Origin of the sequence: Shimia ponticola, from assembly GCF_007995215.1 — a bacterium.
GTDB classification, from domain to species: domain Bacteria; phylum Pseudomonadota; class Alphaproteobacteria; order Rhodobacterales; family Rhodobacteraceae; genus Shimia_B; species Shimia_B ponticola.
This window is the reverse complement of the sequence record NZ_VCDK01000003.1, coordinates 492,517-509,008: the sequence shown is the minus strand read 5'-3', so window position 1 is coordinate 509,008 and position 16,492 is coordinate 492,517. Positions and strand designations below refer to the sequence as shown.

Annotated in this window: 15 protein-coding genes; 9 read left to right on the top strand and 6 right to left on the bottom strand. The window is 59.0% G+C overall.

Going from position 1 to position 16,492, the window contains the following annotated elements:
• Nucleotide 1 precedes the first annotated feature (1 nt).
• A complete protein-coding gene (locus FE702_RS05855; protein ID WP_147125326.1) occupies nucleotides 2-1,006 on the bottom strand; it encodes a Gfo/Idh/MocA family protein in 1,005 nt (334 codons plus the stop codon).
• Nucleotides 1,007-1,202: 196 nt separating this feature from the next.
• Between FE702_RS05855 and FE702_RS05850 the strand changes: the two genes are divergently transcribed.
• Nucleotides 1,203-1,973, top strand: a complete 771-nt coding sequence (locus tag FE702_RS05850) for a glycoside hydrolase family 25 protein (RefSeq protein WP_147125325.1) — start codon at nucleotides 1,203-1,205, stop codon at nucleotides 1,971-1,973.
• 24 nt (nucleotides 1,974-1,997) lie between these two features.
• On the opposite strand, the gene FE702_RS05845 is transcribed toward FE702_RS05850, so the two are convergent.
• Complete coding sequence (locus FE702_RS05845) at nucleotides 1,998-2,672, bottom strand: Crp/Fnr family transcriptional regulator (protein ID WP_147125324.1); 675 nt, start codon at nucleotides 2,670-2,672, stop codon at nucleotides 1,998-2,000.
• A 389-nt stretch (nucleotides 2,673-3,061) separates the two neighbouring features.
• Between FE702_RS05845 and FE702_RS05840 the strand changes: the two genes are divergently transcribed.
• Together FE702_RS05840 and FE702_RS05835 are read left to right on the top strand one after the other, a co-directional pair.
• The gene (locus FE702_RS05840) at nucleotides 3,062-3,775 is read left to right on the top strand and encodes an alpha/beta fold hydrolase (RefSeq protein WP_147125323.1); all 714 of its coding nucleotides are present in this window, start codon (nucleotides 3,062-3,064) and stop codon (nucleotides 3,773-3,775) included.
• Nucleotides 3,776-3,841: 66 nt separating this feature from the next.
• A complete protein-coding gene (locus FE702_RS05835) occupies nucleotides 3,842-4,984 on the top strand; it encodes an alpha-D-ribose 1-methylphosphonate 5-triphosphate diphosphatase (protein WP_147126137.1) in 1,143 nt (380 codons plus the stop codon).
• Between the two features lie 2 nt (nucleotides 4,985-4,986).
• On the opposite strand, the gene FE702_RS05830 is transcribed toward FE702_RS05835, so the two are convergent.
• From FE702_RS05830 to FE702_RS05815, 4 genes are all read right to left on the bottom strand, one after another.
• Nucleotides 4,987-6,291: an NAD(P)/FAD-dependent oxidoreductase gene (locus FE702_RS05830; protein WP_147125322.1), complete on the bottom strand. Its 1,305-nt coding sequence runs from the start codon at nucleotides 6,289-6,291 to the stop codon at nucleotides 4,987-4,989.
• Nucleotides 6,288-6,965: a TetR/AcrR family transcriptional regulator gene (locus tag FE702_RS05825; protein ID WP_147125321.1), complete on the bottom strand. Its 678-nt coding sequence runs from the start codon at nucleotides 6,963-6,965 to the stop codon at nucleotides 6,288-6,290. The genes FE702_RS05830 and FE702_RS05825 overlap by 4 nt, the downstream gene beginning before the upstream one ends.
• Nucleotides 6,962-8,497 carry a trimethylamine methyltransferase family protein gene (locus FE702_RS05820; RefSeq protein ID WP_147125320.1) on the bottom strand — a complete coding sequence of 512 codons (1,536 nt, stop codon included), beginning with the start codon at nucleotides 8,495-8,497 and terminating at the stop codon, nucleotides 6,962-6,964. The genes FE702_RS05825 and FE702_RS05820 overlap by 4 nt, the downstream gene beginning before the upstream one ends.
• Before the next feature lie 145 nt (nucleotides 8,498-8,642).
• Entirely contained in the window at nucleotides 8,643-11,039 is a 2,397-nt protein-coding gene (locus FE702_RS05815; protein ID WP_147125319.1) for a GcvT family protein, read from the bottom strand.
• Nucleotides 11,040-11,318: 279 nt separating this feature from the next.
• Here FE702_RS05815 and rfbC point away from each other — a divergent pair, with 279 nt between their 5' ends.
• From rfbC to galE, 6 genes are read left to right on the top strand one after another with little or no spacing between them, the layout of a single operon-like run.
• Nucleotides 11,319-11,900 carry a dTDP-4-dehydrorhamnose 3,5-epimerase gene (gene rfbC / locus FE702_RS05810; protein ID WP_147125318.1) on the top strand — a complete coding sequence of 194 codons (582 nt, stop codon included), beginning with the start codon at nucleotides 11,319-11,321 and terminating at the stop codon, nucleotides 11,898-11,900.
• A complete protein-coding gene (gene rfbB, locus FE702_RS05805) occupies nucleotides 11,897-12,931 on the top strand; it encodes a dTDP-glucose 4,6-dehydratase (RefSeq protein WP_147125317.1) in 1,035 nt (344 codons plus the stop codon). Before rfbC ends, rfbB begins: the two co-directional genes overlap by 4 nt.
• Nucleotides 12,928-13,788, top strand: coding sequence for a dTDP-4-dehydrorhamnose reductase (rfbD, locus tag FE702_RS05800; RefSeq protein WP_147125316.1), 861 nt, complete (start codon nucleotides 12,928-12,930; stop codon nucleotides 13,786-13,788). The genes rfbB and rfbD overlap by 4 nt, the downstream gene beginning before the upstream one ends.
• 1 nt (nucleotide 13,789) lies before the next feature.
• On the top strand, nucleotides 13,790-14,728 hold the full coding sequence (locus FE702_RS05795) for a sugar nucleotidyltransferase (RefSeq protein ID WP_147125315.1): 939 nt from the start codon (nucleotides 13,790-13,792) through the stop codon (nucleotides 14,726-14,728).
• The gene (locus FE702_RS05790) at nucleotides 14,725-15,360 is read left to right on the top strand and encodes a sugar transferase (protein WP_147125314.1); all 636 of its coding nucleotides are present in this window, start codon (nucleotides 14,725-14,727) and stop codon (nucleotides 15,358-15,360) included. Before FE702_RS05795 ends, FE702_RS05790 begins: the two co-directional genes overlap by 4 nt.
• 6 nt (nucleotides 15,361-15,366) lie before the next feature.
• On the top strand, nucleotides 15,367-16,380 hold the full coding sequence (galE, locus tag FE702_RS05785) for a UDP-glucose 4-epimerase GalE (RefSeq protein ID WP_147125313.1): 1,014 nt from the start codon (nucleotides 15,367-15,369) through the stop codon (nucleotides 16,378-16,380).
• Nucleotides 16,381-16,492: the final 112 nt, after the last annotated feature.

Here is a 16,492-nt window from a genome sequence, read left to right as displayed (position 1 = left end):
CTTACACGCCTCCGTAGTCGACTGCGGTGCGGTGGCCCGATTGCGCCGCAGTGACGACGGCCATGGCGACGGCAAGCGATTTGATACCGTCCACACCGTCTGCCGCTGGCGCGCCCTCGCCACGGCAGGCCGCCGTAAATCGGTCAGCAGCGTAGTCATAGGGGCTGCCGCCTTCTGCGCCGACCATGCGCGTTCCGTCCTTGTCGGTCAGCTCGAACGTTCCGCCGCCTTGCAACCACATCACGCTCATTGCGCTTTGCGCCCGGATCGATCCTTTGGTGCCGTGAATCTCTATGCCGTTGCCCGCGAAAGGGTGGGTGAAGCTGACATGGTCCTGAACCATGGCGCCTGACGGCATTGTCCAAACGGACATGCAGCCATCCTCAACCCCGTTACCGAGGCCCTGTGCGGCGGTCATTGCCACCACTTCGGCGGGGTCTTCGCCGAGGTGAAAGCGTAGGGTGTCTGCGTCATGGACCGTAATGTCGGCAACTACGCCACCGCCCGCTGATGCATCATTGATCCGCCAGCCCCGCAGGGCCTCTGGCAGCATCACGGCATGGAAAATCCGCGCGCTGAGCACGTCGCCGATGTCACCGCCTTGCACCATGTCGCGAATACGACGGTGAATGCCCATACAGCGCAGGTGATGATTGGTGCCGAAAACAACGCCCGCACTCTTGGCTGCATTGACCATCTCGACCGCGTCGGCGACCGTCATGGCGAGCGGCTTCTCACATAACACATGCTTGCCTGCCGCAATCGCGGCCAGCGCTTGGTCTTTGTGCTTTTCATTGGTGGTCGAGATGTAGACAGCGTCGCATCGGCCAAGCAGGTCATCAAGGTCAGCTGTTCCATGGTCGATGTCATGCGCCTTGGCATAGTCCGCACCGCGCGCGGCGCTGCTGCTTAAGACGCTGGTGATGGTGTTGCCCGTGACCGAGCGGATGGCACCGATCATTTGTTCCGACGCAATCGTGCTGGCGCCGATCAATCCCCATTTCATGCCGATGACCTTCCCGTCGCAATGAATCGATTTGGAATGTTCCAAAATAGATCGATCCCGTCAATATGGATCGTTCCAAAAATGTGCGGGCGGTGCTTAGCTTTGGGGCAATCCCTCCCAATGTGCGGCAGCGCATAAGCTTTCTGCCTAAGGCCGCTTAATCTGGTACCGTCCCCAAAGAACTAAGGACGAACACATGAGCGCACGAAAATGGATCGTGATCGGTGCCGGCTTGGCGATTGTCGCCTATGGAATCGTCACACAGACGGGTAAAATCCCACAAGACGCGGCCGACACCGCCGCGCAGGACACGGCCCAGAACGCCCCGTCATCGCAGCCACCGCTGCAGATCACGAGCCCCGCAGACGCCGAAGTGCGGGGCGTAGACCTGTCGCATTACCAAGGGGATGTTGATTTCTCGAAGTTCGCGGGTGACGGCCTCGCGTTTGTCTATGCCAAGGCAAGCGAAGGCGAACGCACCAAGGACGCGGAATACGCGAAGAACAAAACAGGTGCCATGGCGGCGGGCCTGTCATTCGGATCCTACCATTTCTACGAGACGTCAGAAGGCCCTGACGCACAGGCCGCGCATTTCCTCGGTCAGATTGGCGATGTCTCCGGTCAGCTTCCGCCCGTCGTCGATGTTGAAACGCCGCCCAAGGGCTCGGTGACGAACCTTGCCGCTGATGTTCAATCCTTTGTCGCGCAGGTCCAGAAGGCGACTGGATGTCAGCCGATTGTGTATTCAAACAAAAGCATCTGGGATACTTACCTGAAATTCGATACCTCAACCTATCCGCTTTGGCTGGCTGAGTATTCGAACACGATCAACCTTCCAAAGACCGCAACCTCTTGGGTATTTTGGCAGCATAGCCAATCAGGCTCGGACGCGGGTGTCTCAGGGGCTGTGGACACGGATGTCTTCAACGGCAGGGCTGCAGATCTTGCAGCGTTGAAGTGCCCCTGAGGGGCAGGGGCCGCTAACAAGGGTTTATCCCGCTGCCGCCTCGATCAATTCGTTCGGTTGAACAAGCGTGATGCGTTGGCGGCCCGCCTTGATCACGCCAGAGCGTTTCATGTCCGAGATTGCGCGTGAGACGGCTTCGCGATTGGCCCCAATCAATCCGGCAATTTCGGATTGAGTGGGGAGCCCACGCAATTCGCCGCCCGGTTTGAAAACGCCCGCATCCATGGCGCGGCGCGCGATGAAGGCCTTGACCCTTTGGTCCACACTTTGCGTCGACAGCTGCGACGTGCGCTGAGTCAACTCGCGCACGCGGCCCACAAGGCGCGTCATCACGCGACGACAAACCATGCTTTCAGTATCAAGCACCTGTAGGAATGCGTCACGGCGCAAAATCAGAACTTCAGCGCAACCACTGGCATAAACCGAAAGCGACCGTTCCTGCCCGTCGATGGCTGCGATCTCTCCAAAATAATCGACGGCCGCCATGCGATTAAAGATCAACTCTTTGCCGTCAGGCGCCCAAAACACAGCCAGAACGGCACCGCGCATGAGAAAGTAAACGTCCCGCGAACGTTCCATCTGATCAAACAGCATTTGACCATCATCCAGACGCATGCGCGTGACGCTATTCGTTGGCAAATCAAGCGTTTTGACGCCCGCGAATAGTGGATGGTCCAGCAACGCCTGCAAGTCTGACACGATATTTGCCCTTTCACCGCCGCGTGCAGGACGAGGCCCCCGGCAGCACTCATGTGCAAAACTTACCTCTACGTCAATGGCTGGGGGACGTACTCTGCGCTCAAAGGATCAAGTCTGCGCAACCGTGACGTGTCAAGATAGAGCGTCGCAAGAGCCCAGAGAGGATTACTCTGCATGAGAGAACGACGTGCCAAAACTCATGGGTTGCCCTGTAGTCGCGATCCTCAAAAACGTGACGGCGATCAGCCGCGCGCCCGCTCAAGTGAACGGGATTGCCCCTTCGATTGGCGCTTGCGCAGGAGCGCGCGGAAGGGTCTAGATTTGTTTGGTTAAATACTGGCAGGCAATGCGAGCACGATGTCAAAACCCCAAGGTAATAACCCCGAGCGATGCGTGTTCGGACGTGCGCGCCGCTGTTGGCCATCATGACACCAGTTTGGTTGCACGGAACGGGGATGGACGCGGGCACTTGGGGTGACGTTCCCGGGATGGCTCTAGACTTGCCCGGTCATGCCGGGGTGCCAAGGACCTCACCAAATGTTCCCGCATATGCCACTGCGCTCTTGCCGAAACTCCCGGAGGGGCGTGTGACTCTGATCGGGCATTCCTTAGGCGGCATGATCGCCCTAGAAATGGCGCGCCAATTGGCGCCGCGCTGCGCAGGGGTGGTGATGATCGACGCACCGCTCTGGCTGCCGTGTGGCCCATTTCTGCGGTTTGCGCCGCTGCTCGCAGAAATCACGTCGCGGGTTCCCGGGCCGAAAGGCATCGCGCGTGTCATCGCCCGCCGCACCGCGCCGGGCCCGGGACGTGCTGTTGCCCGCGCTGCAATGGCACGGATGACGCGGGGCGGTCTGCGCGACGCAATGAAAGCGGCCATCGCCTATGACGCGCGGCCTGCATTGGCGGCGCTGCATTGTCCAATCCTTGCGCTTTGGGCCGAGCGCACGACAATTACCAACGCCACAATGCGCCAGATATTCGAGGACATGCAGACCCACGCGACCTCCGTCAGGATTCAGACCGGACACATGGCACATCTGGACGACCGTGACTTAATCCTGTCGCACATCAACACGTTTCTTGAGAAAACGGCAGCATGAACCAAGAGCGCGTCAGGCCCCGAATACAGGATGCCCGAGACTGCAAGCGGCAAGGAAGGCCCGCAAATGACTGAAACGATCTTTGCCAATGCAAAACTGATCCTGCCGACCGAGGTTGTTCACGGTGCTTTGGTCATCCGGGACGATCGCATCACCTCGATCGACACTGGGGGACATGTGCCAACAGCGGCCATTGATTGCGAAGGTGACTACATTGCGCCGGGTTTGATCGAGCTGCATACCGACAATCTGGAACGGCACATCCGTCCGCGACCCAAGGTAGACTGGCCACATGCTGCCGCAATCATTGCACATGACCGCGAATTGGCCAGCGTCGGGATCACGACGGTCTTTGATGCCATTCGCGTCGGCTCCATCCTGAGCACGGGCCATGGCCGTTATCCGAAATACGCGCGCGGACTTGCCGATGAAATACTGGCGGCGCGGGATGCAGGCCTTCTCAAGGTCAGCCACCACATCCACCTGCGCGCCGAGATTTGTTCAGAGACCCTTCTTGAGGAATTAGACACCTTCGATGCCGAAGACCGGATTGGTTTGGTGTCTTTGATGGATCACACGCCAGGGCAGCGTCAGTTCAGTGATCTGGACAAGTTCGAGTTTTACGTTCGCGGAAAATACGGGTTCGAGAAGGAGGAGTTTCAGGACTACATCGCCTTCTTGATGGACCTGCAGGCCCGTATCCAGAAGCCGCATGAGGCAGGTGCTGTCGCAGCGGCGCGTCGTTACGGGGCCGTGTTGGCGAGCCACGATGACACAACGCCAGAGCAGGTTTCCGTGAGTGCGGGCTATGGCATCGGAATAGCCGAATTCCCAACCACCGTGGAAGCCGCGCATGCCTGCCACGATGCAGGCATCGGAGTGATCATGGGAGCGCCCAATGTCGTGCGGGGCGGGTCGCATTCCGGGAATGTGGCTGCCACGGATCTGGCCGCGCTTGACCGGCTCGACATCCTGTCGTCGGATTACGTGCCTGCAGCCCTGCTGATGGGTGCGGTGCAACTGGGCGATGGCTGGAACGATCTGGCGCGCGGCATCGGAACGGTGACAGAAGCCCCTGCGCGGTATCTGGGGCTGAACGACCGGGGCAGGTTGGAGGTTGGGCTGCGGGCCGATCTGATCAGGTTCAGGCGGGTAGGCGGCGCGCCTGCCGTGATCGAAACGTGGTCGAACGGCACACGCGTTGCCTAAGCCTAACCCAACACTGAAAAGCTGCTTTCGTCATTGATGGCGCGTTTCCGTGAATAAAAACCCGCGGTGATGGTACGCCCGATGTAGGGCAGCTCAAACGACATCGGATCGGTGTCGTGATCAACGCCGCCTTCACAGTAGTCCACCAGCGCGGCCATGAGTTTTCCGGCAATGGGCGCATTCTTGTATTGGTTCCCGGAGGTGCCGCAGGCCATGTAGAAACCTGGCAGGCTGGATTTGTCATAAATCGGAATCCAATCGGTTGAGGCATCATAGAGGTCCACAACCCCACGCATGTTGGACGGAATGCCAAGGCTTGGCACGCGCTGCGCATAGCGTTGCGCCTGTGTCGTCCACTGATCGGTAAAGTTGCGGTCGTAATTCTGGTCGTCATCGGTCCAGTGATGTGGATCGCATTCGGGATCCTCGGACCCGATCAGGATATGGTTGCCGTGTTCCGGACGGCAGTAGAGCGCGATGTCACTGTCACTGACGATTGTCCCTTGATCCTCAAAGTTAAAGCCGGGTGGGGAGGGAACATGCACCACCTCCTGCCGCAGCGGACGGGTGCTGATGGTCATCTCATCTGTGACACCTGCCATGGCATTGATGATCGACGATCCGGGACCGGCCACGTTGACCACCACCGGAGCATGAACCTCTGTGCCATCAGCCAGCGCCACTCCTTTGGTTTTGCCACCTTCGGTCAGGATCTCGGTCACTGTGGCGTTCATTTTAGTCCGCGCACCATGTTTTGCAGCTGCTGCAGCAAGGTTTTGCGACGAAAGCGCTGGGTCATTCACATAGCCCGCATGCGGCCAGAACACGGCACCGTTCATCTTGCGCCCGTTTGTCGTGCCGAATGCTGGATCATCCAAGCGTTTCGCGGGGGCGTAGCCATCGAGGTTATAGATAGGCAGGCGGTCCATGATCCGTGCATTGTCCCACTCTTCGAATGGGCAGTTCAGGGCGGCTGAGTTCTCCATATGCTTGACCAACTGCCCGTTGGCATCGGTTTTCATGACAAGGCATCCAACCTCGCGAAATTCGGCAAGCGGTTCGCCAGACACACCGAGATAATCGGCCCAATCGCGCCAGTAGTGATAGCCTTCCCAAGCGAACGCGGTCCCGTCAAAGGTCGAATAATGCATCCGGATGATCGCGCAGGACCCGGCGGTGGACCCATGTCCCACTTGTGCGTTGCGGTCGATCATCAGGACGGATTTGCCGGTCTTGGCAATCTCAAATGCCGTTGCGGTGCCAATCACGCCTGTTCCGATGATGATCACGTCTGCGGTTTCGGTCATGGAAGCTCTCCTTTTTCAGCGGCAAGGGCGTAGGCGGTGAAATCAGCAACAACCTGAGCGTCCGGGTCGGTGCCTGAAAAGGCCTGAAGGTAGGGGCCCAGTTGCGCGATACGGTCAACCATCGGCTCTGAAACTTCGGCAGAGTGATAGCCCAATTGCATGTAAAACAGCACGCGCGCGCGGGTTATGGCCTCGGGGTCGGCATAGCCGTGGCGGGCAAACATATCGCGGAGCGCCGAGATCACGGAATGGTCTGCCTGATCTAGCCGTGCGCGCACATGCGGCGCGCGGCGGGCCCAGTCGCGGACGGCAAAATCCAAAGCGGTGTCGAACAAGGCCGGGTTCACCACGCAATGAAAGAAATTGCAGATCGCTGCATGGATGGATCGAGCGGGCAGGGACGCCTGTCGGACCATTGCGCCCGGGTTGGTATCGGCCCAGTCTGACAGCAAGGCATCCAACAGGTCCTCGCGGCTTTTGAAGTACCAGTAGAATGATGACCGCGACACGCCGAGCCGGTTGGCAAGCGTTAGAATCTTCACCTGTTTTTCGCCATCGGTGATCAGGATATTCCGCGCGTGGTTCAGCCAGTCGGCACGCGTGGCTTTGACATTGCCGACAAGCGGTTCAGCATTGGGATCGTCCCGATGCAGGGTTGGGGTGGGGCGGTTCATGACTCCGGCGGCGCGCCGCCTTCGGCACTGCGCTTTGCGATATAGGCATCAAGGTCAGCGACGCGGTTGTGATCGATGTTCGGGCCAGCCTGTTTCAGCAATTCCTGCCATTTGCCGGTGGCTCGGGTCGAGGCATCCTGTGCGCCGTTGGCCTCCCACTGGCCGATATTGGACCAGTCCGCGATTACGGGCTCATAAAACTCGGTCGAATAGCGCGCCATGGTTTGCGTGGTGGCAAAGAAATGACCTTGGGGCGCGACCTCACGCAAGGCGTCGAGACCGATCTCATCCGGGCCAGCCTTCATGCCCGCACAGAGGTCGGCGACCATGTTGACGACCTCCATGTCGGTGATCAGCTTTTCATAGCTGATCGTCAGCCCGCCTTCGAGCCATCCTGCTGAGTGGATGACGACGGACGCGCCCGCAAGTAGACATCCCCAAAGGCCAAACTGCGTTTCATTGGCCGCCTGCGCGTCATTGATATTGGCGGCAGAGCCTGCCGCGCTGCGCCATGGCAACCCGATCATGCGCGCCATCTGACCGGCGAGTAGGGAGGCGTGGAAGTGTTCTGGTGTGCCAAAAGCCGGTGCACCGGATTTCATATCGACGTTGCTGGTAAAGGTCCCATAGGACACAGGCGCGCCGGGATTGGTCAGCTGAACGAGGGTGATGGCAGCCAGTGCCTCTGCGTGGGACAATGTGATGGCCCCGGCCACAGTGATGGGAGCCATGGCCCCCATAAGCGTGAAAGGCGTGACGATGGACATCTGCCCCGCACGCGCAAAGTCCATCAGGCCCTGCGCCATTGGAATGTCCAGCGTGCGGGGACTGTTCGTATTGACGATGGTGTAGCAGTGAGCGTTCGCCTTGAACTCTGCATCGCTCAGCCCGCGGAACTCGCGGATCATCTCAAAACAGTCCATCACCTGCGGCGTGCCGCGCGCAAAGACGAACGGGAACTTGTCTGAACCCGTCAGCATGGCGCGTGTCATGTCGTAGTGGCGCAGGTGAGTGGGCACATCCTGCGGCTCGACCAGCGGCGGCAGCATATGCAGCGCGTCGAATGCTTGTGTAAGTTGGATCAGCTCGCGAAAGTCTTGCGACGTGCCGGGCCTGCGTCCACGTAGCAGGTCGGTCGCATGGGGGCAGCCTGCACCGGGCTGGAAGACCAGCGCGCCGAGTTCAAGCGTCAGATCGCGGTGCCGCGCGCCAGCGATCAAAGGGATGGATTTCGGTGCACTCGCCAGCGCTGCATCGATGATGTCCTGATCCAGGAAGACCATGTCGCCATCAATGCGCGCGCCCGCCGTGCGGAAGACCTCGACCGCATCCGCATTCAAGACGCGCATCCCAAGGTCTTTCAGAACCGTCATCGCGCTGGCGTGAATATTCGCGGCCTCATCCTCGGACACAGCATTCATGGTGGGCAGCGGGCTACGAAGCTGCCGGTAATTGGTTGTCCGGGCAGACGGGCGCGGACCGGGATCAGCGCTGCGACGTCGGCGGGATTTGCTGCGCGGCTGATCGGTCATGAGGCGTTCCTTTGGCCTTGGGTGCGCAAATTTCTCTCAAGAAATTTGTTCCGCATATGGACAGTTTGGTGTTCTGCATCCGCCGGAGCGCGGGTCGCTCAGGACCAATGCCTCCGGCGGAAGTTTTTTGAGCAAGAAGATTGGATCAGCCGCGCATCGCTTTGCCTTCCGGATCGTAGGGCGATGGGGCAAGGACTTTGGCCTGCCGTTCGATACCGACGACATGGACCGACAGTTCCGTACCCGGCTCTGCATAGGCAGGGTCAACCATGGCCATGGCAACCGAATGCCCGACCGTGTGTCCGTAGGCCCCTGACGTGGTGAACCCGATCCTCTTGCCGTTCGACCACACTGGTTCGTACCCTGCACAATCTGCCGCTGGGCTATCTAGGCCAATCGTGACAAGGACCTGCGATGGTCCTGCATCGCGCTCTTTCATCGCGGCTTCGCGCCCGAGGAAGTCTGGTTTTTGCCAATCGATCCAGCGATCCATACCGGTCATGCCCGGTGTGCGGTCCTGCGTGAATTCTGCCGACCAGATGCCAAAGCTTTTCTCGATCCTGGTCGACAAGAGCGCGTTGAAGCCAACCTCGCGAATGCCTTGGTCGGCGCCTGCTTCCAGAAGCATACGGCGCAGCGCGATGTGCTCGTTGGCGGCGCAATGGATTTCGTAGCCCATTTCACCAGTGACCGAGAGGCGTCCGACCTTGCAGCGCAGCAGGCCCAGATCAAGCGTCTGACATTGCATGAACTTCATGTCGATGTCAGGCTGAAGGGCCTGCATGACTTTGGTCGAATTCGGTCCAGAGATCGAAAACCCGCAAATGGCGTCGCTCATGTCCGTGACCGTGACACCGTCGGCCATATGATCGTTGAACCACCGCATATGCCAGCTGCGCAGGTAGTAGGACCCCATGATCCACCACGTCCCGTCACCCCAGTTAAAGAGCGTGAGGTCGCCTTTCAGCTTGCCCTCAGGTGACAGAGCCACGGCCAGTCGCGCACGGCCCGGCTTTGGCAGTTTCGTCGCGAACATCTTGTCCAGCCACGCTTCGGCATTCGGACCCGAGACCTCATATCGCGAGAACCCGGTGATATCGAGCAGGCCCACGGCCTCGCGGATGGCTTTGTGCTCTGCTGCCACATGCGGTGTCGCGTCGGAGCGGTTGAGAGATGGTGTTTCCTCAAAATCATCCGGCGCAAAATACAACGGTGTTTCAAGCCCCCAAGAGCACCCCCAGCGCGCACCTGCGGCGGTCATGTCGCTGTGAGCAGGAGCCATCCGTAGTGGCCGACCAGCGGGCAATTGCTCGTTCGGATAGCTCATGACAAAGCGACGCGAGTAGAACTGACCCGTGGTTTGTTTGATGTATTCCTTGTTCGAATGCTGTGGCCCGTAACGTGCGATATCCATCGACCATGCGTCGGCCTCGGTATCGCCGTAGATCATCCATTCGGCGAGTGTCTTGCCAACGCCGCCACCTTGCAGGAAGCCCGCCATGACCCCGCAGGCCAGCCAGTAGTTCGGCACGCTTTCAACCGGGCCCACCAGCGGGTTGCCATCGGGGCTAAAGGTGAAGGCACCGTTGACCCAGTTTTCGATTCCCACATCGTTCAGGCAGGGATAACGGTCAAAGGCCATCATCAGTTCGCGCTCAATGCGGTCGGGTTCTTCTTGGAGTAGTTCGATCCCGTAATTCCAGGGCGCTCCGTCCATCATCCAGTGCTTGTGGTCGGTCTCGTAGATGCCGACGAGGATGCCCTTTTTGTCCTGCCGGACGTAGGTGAAGCCCTCGAGGTCCACCATCATTGGGATCTCGAAGTCCAGCTTTTCAATCTCTGGGATGGTTTCAGTCAGGAAATAGTGGTGCGCCAAAGGTGACACAGGCAGGTCGAGCCCCACCATGCGCCCGCATTGCTTGGCCCAGAGGCCGCCTGCATTGACAACATGCTCGGCCTTGATCGTGCCCTTCGCTGTCACGACCTCCCAATGATCGCCTTTCCAATGCAGTTCTTCGACCTTGTTGTGTTCGATGATGTCTGCACCGCGCTTCTTGGCGGCGCGGGCGTAGGCATGCACGGTGCCTGTTGTGTCGATATAGCCTTCGCGGTCGGCCCACAGCCCGCCGATTATGCCGTCGGTGGACATGATCGGGCATTTCGCCTTGATCTCTTCGGGCGTCATCAGGTGGCAGTCTTCGATGCCGATGGTCTGGAACGTGCGATAGGCTGATTGCAGCCATTCCCAGCGCTCTGGTGCAGAGGCCACGCTGATGCCGCCCGTCATATGAAGACCGATGTCGATTCCGCTTTCTTCTTCGACTTCGGACAAAAGATCGATCGTGTAGGCCTGCAGCGAGGCCATGTTCGGGTCCGCGTTCAGGGCATGGATGCCACCCGCCGCGTGCCAACTTGATCCAGCTGTCAGAACATTGCGTTCAAGGATCGCCACATCGGTCCACCCGAACTTGGTCAGGTGGTAGGCTACCGAAGCCCCGACGACGCCCCCTCCGATCACCACAACGCGATATTGGTCTTTCATGTGTCCGTTCCCTGATCTGTCGACTTGCGTTTTAGGCTAAGTGGAGCTGCGCGCCGATTTCTGTACAAAACTGTCCAGTACTTGTCTGTTTGCGACATGCTTCTCACGAGGGCGCTTTCGATCCGGGCCTTCTGGCCGTTCGCATTAGCGCGAATTTGAGCCAAATGCCGCGCTTTCGCGCGGGCTGGATCCACTATGGTTTACGGCCTGTTCACCGCTTTCTTCCTAGGTTTGCCAGCACATGATGATGGGTCGGCAATGGCCAGTTGGGGGTAAGCGATGAAGGTGGAAAGTCTGGGTTTGACGGGGGTGTATCTGATCACACCTGATCGGTTTGACGACGCGCGCGGCCATTTCAGCGAAAGCTGGAATGCTGCCACGCTGGACCAACACGGGATCACGCTGAACTTTGTTCAGGACAATCAATCCTATAGCCGCAAGGTCGGAACGGTGCGCGGTTTGCACTATCAAGCACCGCCTTACGCGCAGGACAAATTGGTCCGCGTGGTTCAAGGGGCGATCTTTGATGTGGCCGTCGATGTCCGACAAGGGTCTGTCGCCTATGGCCAATGGGCTGGGGCAGAGCTTTCGGCTGAAAACGGGCGTCAAATCCTTGTTCCCAAGGGATTTTTGCACGGCTTTGTGACGCGCGCCCCGGATACCATCGTCCTTTACAAGACATCTGCGCCCTACATGGCCGAGGCTGACGGTGCCGTGGCGTTTGATTGTCCAGATTTGGCCATACCTTGGGGCATTGCCGCAGGCGACGCTGTGTTATCGGCGCGCGATGCCGCTGCACCGCGAACGGCCGATTGGCACAGCCCGTTTTCCTGTACCGACATAGAAAGAGATGCAGCATGAGGATCTTGGTGACCGGCGGAGCCGGATTCATTGGTGCGCGACTTGTCCGTGCAGCGGTTGCACAAGGCCATCACGTGATCAATGTCGACGCCTTGACCTATGCGGCATCCTTGTCGGCCGTGTGGGACCTGGATGAAATGCCCAACTACACGCTTGTTCCTGCGGACGTGACTGATGGTGCCGCAATGCGGCGTGTGCTGTCAGATCACCACCCTGATGCAATCATGCATCTGGCCGCTGAAAGCCATGTGGACCGGTCGATCAAGGACGCGGGTCCCTTTGTGCAGACAAATGTGGTCGGGACCTTCACCCTATTGGAAGCGGTCTGCGCTTACTGGATGGATCAAGGCCAGCCAGCGGATTTCAGATTTCACCAGATTTCCACGGACGAGGTCTTTGGCGCGCTGGGCGAGGATGGCGTGTTTACCGACCAGAGCAAATATGCGCCCAACAGCCCCTATGCCGCGACCAAGGCAAGTGCCGATCATCTGGTGCGGGCGTGGCATGCAACCTATGGCCTGCCGACACTGATCTCATACGGCTCCAACACCTATGGCCCTGGCCAATATCCAGAGAAGCTGATCCCGCTGGCGCTTACCCGTGCCGTCGCGGGCGAACAGATCCCGGTCTACGGAAACGGTCAGCAGGTGCGCGACTGGCTTTTTGTCGATGACCATGCGCGCGGCTTGTTGAGTGTTTTGGAACGGGGGCGGGTCGGAGAGGCTTACGCCATCGGCGGGGGGACTGAATTGCGCAACATTGATCTTGTGCGCGCCTTGTGCCGACAGCTGCAGGTCAAGCGTCCTATCGCGGGCAGGTATACAGACCTGATCACACATGTTCCGGACCGTCCGGGACATGATTTCCGCTACGCCATGGATACCACGCGCGCGGCGCGAGAATTGGAATGGTGCGCGGAAACGCGGTTTGAGGATGGCTTGGCTGAGACCATTGATTGGCATCTGCGGGGTGTCCCGCGCCCAGAGATGACCGAACACAACCACGCTGTACCCCTGGGAGACGTGGCATGAGAGTTCTCGTTTTCGGAGCCACGGGACAGGTCGGAAATGCGCTGTCGAAACACGACAACGTTGTCGCGCTTAACCGCGCAGAGGCTGATTTGACCAACCCCCAAGGCTGTGCGCGACTTATTGAACGCGCCGAGGTGGATGCAGTGATCAATGCCGCGGCCATGACAGCCGTCGATCGGGCAGAGACTCACACTGGCGAGGCGTTTGTTGTAAATGCCCGCGCGCCTGCGGCCATGGCGATGGCTTGCACCAAGAAACGGATCCCACTTGTTCATCTGTCGACCGACTATGTCTTTGACGGATCCGGGCGGGGGCATTGGCGACCTGAGGACACGCCTTCGCCCATTCAGGTTTATGGCCGTTCAAAACTCGCTGGCGAAGATACGGTGCGGGCGTCAGGCGGGGTCCATGCGATTCTTCGCACATCTTGGGTGTTTTCTGGCAGGATAGGGAATTTTGTTTCGACCATCCTGCGCGCCGCTCGGGCGCGCCCGCAGCTTTCGGTGGTCGATGATCAGATCGGTGCACCGACTCCAGCCGATGCGCTTGCCCGGGCGGCCATGACCGTTGCGACTTCGCTTTGCGCGCGTCCCGAGCTGTCGGGGACCTACCACTTTTGCGGCGACAAAGCGCTGAGTTGGGCGGATTTTGCGCATGAAATCCTGACCGAAGCCAAGCTCGGCGTTGATGTGGTCCCGATCAGCACATCGGCCTATGCCGCCATCGCGAGACGACCCCAAAACAGCCGGTTGTGCTGTCATTCCTTGGCAGTGGCCTTTGGGATCAAGCCAGCCGATTGGCGCACTGCATTGCCTTCTGTTGTGCGCGACCTGCAAGCCGCCGCAAAGGTGGCCTGAGATGCGCGGATACAAAGGGATCATTCTGGCCGGTGGAACCGGCTCGCGGCTTTGGCCAACCACGCGCGTCACGTCGAAACAGCTGATGCCGGTCTATGACAAACCCATGATTTATTATCCGCTGACCACGTTAATGGAGGCGGGGCTGCGCGACATTGCCATTATAACCACGCCTCAAGATCACAGCGACTATCGCGACCTGCTGGGAGATGGTGCCCAGTGGGGTATCGACCTGACCTATATCGCACAGCCACGCCCCGATGGCCTGGCGCAAGCCTATCTTCTGGCAGATGCTTACCTGGATGGCGCGCCTTCAGTGCTGATCCTGGGCGATAACCTGTTTGATGTACCGCAATTGCCGAGCGTCCTGCGCAACGCGATGGCGCGTGGGGCCGGGGCGACCATTTTGGGGGCTTCGGTGCCTGATCCCGAACGGTTTGGCCTGGCACATGTCGACACCTCGGGTCACGTCGTTTTGTTGGAAGAAAAACCTCAGAACCCAACAACAAACACGGCTGTGACCGGCGTCTACGTTTGTGATGCGCGCGCGACGATTTGGGCCAAGACCCTGACGCCATCGGCAAGAGGTGAGCTTGAAATCATTGACCTTTTGAACCTGTATCTGTCGGCAGGCGCACTGCGGCTGCTGAAATTGCCGACCGATAACGCGGCCTGCTGGATGGATACGGGCACACATGATGGCCTGTTTTCAGCCGCGCAGCATGTCCGTTCGCGACAGCAGGCGACGGGGGACCTGATCGGATCCCCAGATCTGACGGCCTATCGGCAGGGCTGGATCGAGGCACAGATGCTCTTTGACCTTGCGGATCAGATGAAGACGTCTGGCTATGGTCAGGCGTTGCATCAGAACCTCAAGCGTGGCCAGGGCGGCAAGGCAGTTGAGCGTCCGCTGCAAGATAGCCCCGCGCGGGCAGCATGACGCCGCGGGCACATGGTTTTGGCAGATCGTGGGGGAGGCAGGCTCGCGTTCCCTTTGGACAAGTTTCTCGATTGATAGACCTCGTGGCCGTTGTCGTCGCGGCACCTCTATGTCTGTTGCTCGCCTGCGTGCTGTGTGCCCTAAATCCGGTATGGAACCCGGGGCCGCTTTTCTTTTCGCAGGTCCGCGTCGGTTTGCATGGTCGCACATTTACGCTTTGGAAATTTCGCACGATGACCGGTCAGCGGCGGCAGGCCGCATTCGAAGGCGGTGAAACGGCCCGCCTGACGCCGTTTGGACGGTGGCTCAGAAAAACGCATCTCGATGAATTGCCTCAAATCGTAAACCTCGCCCTTGGCAACATGGCTTTGGTAGGACCGCGCCCTGAACAGATCGAGTTCGCATCTGACTATGCCCGCGCCCTGCCGTTTTATTGGCAAAGACACCGTGTGAAACCGGGGATCACGGGGCTCGCGCAATGGCGGTTGGGATATACCGAGACACTCGGCGGCGCGCGTCACAAACTGCGCTGGGACATGAACTATATTTCTAGGCGTTCGTTGGCCTTCGACCTTTACTTGATTTGGAAAACTGTGGTCTTGCTGACCGTGGAACGCGCAAATCCACGTTAGGCTTTCATGACTAGAACAGTTCTTTTGACCGGTGGTGCAGGGTACATTGGGTCACATACGTTCGTTGCCTTGGTTGAGGCAGGCTACTCTGTTGTCATCGTTGATGATTTTTCAAATTCCAAACCATCGGTTCTGACCCGGCTGGGGCGTTTGACAGGTCTGAACAAGGTCGAGGCCTACGAAGGCTCGGTTCTGGACGATGCGTTTATGGAACGCGTTTTTAACGCTCATGAATTCGATGCGGTCGTGCATTTTGCTGCAAAGAAGGCGGTGGGCGAAAGCGTATCTTACCCCGTCGACTATGTCGAAACCAATGTCGGTGGTCTCACGACCCTACTCAGGCTGATGGATGCCCATGACGTGCGCAGGCTCGTGTTTTCGTCGTCGGCGACCGTGTATGGCGATCCGGACATTATCCCGATCCCTGAATCCGCGCCCCGCAGTTACACCAGCCCCTATGCCTTTACCAAGCTGATGAGTGAGCAGATCCTCGAACAGGCCGCCGCCGCCGATCCGGCTTGGGCATTTGGCATTCTTAGATATTTCAATCCTGTAGGTGCGCATCCAAGCGGCACAATCGGCGAAGATCCGTCCGACATTCCGAACAATTTGATGCCCTATATCGCCAAAGTGGCCGCCGGAGAATTGTCGCATCTCAACGTGTTTGGTGACGACTACGACACGCCTGACGGCACGGGGGTGCGGGACTATGTGCATGTGTGCGATCTGGCCATGGGGCATGTGAAATCTCTTGATGCGCTGATGGCAAGCAATCTGGGCCATACCGTCAACCTCGGCACAGGGATCGGAAGTTCGGTCTTTGACATGCTGCAGGCCTATTCCCGCGCCTGCGGAAAAACGCTGCCCCATGTCGTCACAGATCGGCGTGACGGCGACGTCCCGGTACTGTGCGCTGAGGTCGACCGCGCACGTGAATTGCTGGGCTTCGAGGCAAAGCGGACGCTTGACGAGATGTGTGCATCCAGCTGGCATTGGATTCAAACCGGCGCGAAAGAGTAAGGGGTCACAAGGGCTCTTAACCGGACGGCATCGGCGCGCGTCGGGAATTGATCTGTTGCAGACAGCTGTGACCGGTGCATTATCCGCAGCAAATCCGATTTCTGCGGCGCGC

Bases quoted from the DNA above. Each gene is read 5' to 3' on its own strand.
- FE702_RS05855 (WP_147125326.1), bottom strand. From the start codon at position 1,006: ATGAAATGGGGATTGATCGGCGCCAGCACGATTGCGTCGGAACAAATG.
- FE702_RS05850 (WP_147125325.1), top strand. From the start codon at position 1,203: ATGAGCGCACGAAAATGGATCGTGATCGGTGCCGGCTTGGCGATTGTC.
- FE702_RS05840 (WP_147125323.1), top strand. From the start codon at position 3,062: ATGCGTGTTCGGACGTGCGCGCCGCTGTTGGCCATCATGACACCAGTT.
- FE702_RS05835 (WP_147126137.1), top strand. From the start codon at position 3,842: ATGACTGAAACGATCTTTGCCAATGCAAAACTGATCCTGCCGACCGAG.
- FE702_RS05830 (WP_147125322.1), bottom strand. From the start codon at position 6,291: ATGACCGAAACCGCAGACGTGATCATCATCGGAACAGGCGTGATTGGC.
- FE702_RS05825 (WP_147125321.1), bottom strand. From the start codon at position 6,965: ATGAACCGCCCCACCCCAACCCTGCATCGGGACGATCCCAATGCTGAA.
- FE702_RS05820 (WP_147125320.1), bottom strand. From the start codon at position 8,497: ATGACCGATCAGCCGCGCAGCAAATCCCGCCGACGTCGCAGCGCTGAT.
- FE702_RS05815 (WP_147125319.1), bottom strand. From the start codon at position 11,039: ATGAAAGACCAATATCGCGTTGTGGTGATCGGAGGGGGCGTCGTCGGG.
- rfbC (WP_147125318.1), top strand. From the start codon at position 11,319: ATGAAGGTGGAAAGTCTGGGTTTGACGGGGGTGTATCTGATCACACCT.
- rfbB (WP_147125317.1), top strand. From the start codon at position 11,897: ATGAGGATCTTGGTGACCGGCGGAGCCGGATTCATTGGTGCGCGACTT.
- rfbD (WP_147125316.1), top strand. From the start codon at position 12,928: ATGAGAGTTCTCGTTTTCGGAGCCACGGGACAGGTCGGAAATGCGCTG.
- FE702_RS05795 (WP_147125315.1), top strand. From the start codon at position 13,790: ATGCGCGGATACAAAGGGATCATTCTGGCCGGTGGAACCGGCTCGCGG.
- FE702_RS05790 (WP_147125314.1), top strand. From the start codon at position 14,725: ATGACGCCGCGGGCACATGGTTTTGGCAGATCGTGGGGGAGGCAGGCT.
- galE (WP_147125313.1), top strand. From the start codon at position 15,367: ATGACTAGAACAGTTCTTTTGACCGGTGGTGCAGGGTACATTGGGTCA.